Here is a 1,454-nt window from a genome sequence, read left to right as displayed (position 1 = left end):
TGGGCGGATTCAACCGGTTGTCGCAACACCTTTAATCGGGGAGGTGTTTATGGGACGACCAGCCGGGTGGATGCAGAAGTTGACAGGGCGAGGAGCGATGCGCTCGCCAGGTGCACCGTCGCATCGGCGTGAGATCGAGCGGCGATTCTGGAAGCAAATCGCAACAGGCATTACAAGTGAGAAGGCTGCAGAGGCGGTTGGCGTGTCGCAGGCAGTAGGCGCCCGCTGGTTCCGCCATAATGGTGGCATGCCACTTTCCATGTCGAGCCCAATATCGGGACGGTACTTGTCGTTCGCGGAGCGAGAAGAGATTGGACTACTTTCGTTCCAGGGTATCGGGGTCCGCGAGATTGCTCGCCGTATCGGACGCAGCCCGTCAACGGTCTCCCGGGAACTGACACGCAATGCTGCAACTCGTAGCGGCCGGCTTGAGTATCGAGCTTCGGTTGCGCAGTGGAAGTCGGAGTTGGTTGCCAAACGACCCAAACCTTCGAAACTGGTGACTAACCCACTGCTGCGCCACTACGTGCAAGACCGTCTGGAGGGCAAGGTTCGCGCCGCTGATGGCCGCGCGATTTCTGGGCCCCGGCAGGCGCCGTTTAAAGGGAGAAACAAACCGCATCGCGGTGACCGTAAATGGGTCAATGGCTGGTCGCCCGAACAGATTTCCAACCGGTTGCAGATCGACTTCCCGGGTGACGAGTCCATGCGCATCTCTCACGAAGCCATTTACCAGGCTCTCTATATCCAGAGCCGAGGTGCTCTCAAGCGCGAGCTGGTCAGCTGTCTGCGCACGGGGCGGGCGTTGCGTGTGCCGAGGGCCAGGGCACAAGCCAAGGCATGGGCGCACGTTAGCGAGGATGTAATGATCTCCAGCCGCCCAGCGGAGGCAGAAGATCGTGCTGTGCCGGGGCATTGGGAAGGTGACCTGATCATCGGCCTGAACCGGTCTGCGATCGGAACGCTGGTCGAGCGATCAAGCCGATTCACCATGCTTGTCCACCTGCCTCGCGAGGAAGGCTATGGGCTGATTCCCAGGACAAAGAATGGCCCTGCACTGGCTGGCTACGGAGCTATCACGATGGCCAACGCACTCAAGAAGACCGTTACTGACATGCCTGCCCAACTGTGGCGGTCATTGACCTGGGATCGTGGCAAAGAACTATCCGATCACGCCCGCTTCACGGTCGAGTCCGGGGTGAAGGTCTTCTTCGCTGACCCGCACAGTCCTTGGCAGCGCGGAACAAACGAGAACACGAACGGCCTTTTGCGGCAATACTTTCCAAAGGGCACAGACCTATCCCGGTGGAGCGCTGGAGAGATTCAGGCCGTTGCCAATACGTTGAACACCAGGCCTCGTAAAACGCTCAACTGGCAGACGCCTGCTGAGGCTCTGGACGAGTACCTAAAATCTGTTCAACAATCTAGTGTTGCGACGACCGGTTGAATCCGCC

At 59.2% G+C, this 1,454-nt stretch carries 1 protein-coding gene; it reads left to right on the top strand.

Going from position 1 to position 1,454, the window contains the following annotated elements:
* Positions 1-70: 70 nt before the first annotated feature.
* Positions 71-1,447 (top strand): IS30 family transposase, encoded by a 1,377-nt coding sequence (locus VOM14_RS31350; RefSeq protein ID WP_327632579.1) that lies wholly within the window; start codon positions 71-73, stop codon positions 1,445-1,447.
* Positions 1,448-1,454: the final 7 nt, after the last annotated feature.

It is taken from the genome of Paraburkholderia sp. MPAMCS5 (genome assembly GCF_036016995.1).
Taxonomy (GTDB): domain Bacteria; phylum Pseudomonadota; class Gammaproteobacteria; order Burkholderiales; family Burkholderiaceae; genus Paraburkholderia.
The sequence above is the reverse complement of the archived record's forward strand: the minus strand, read 5'-3'. Positions and strand labels throughout refer to the sequence as shown.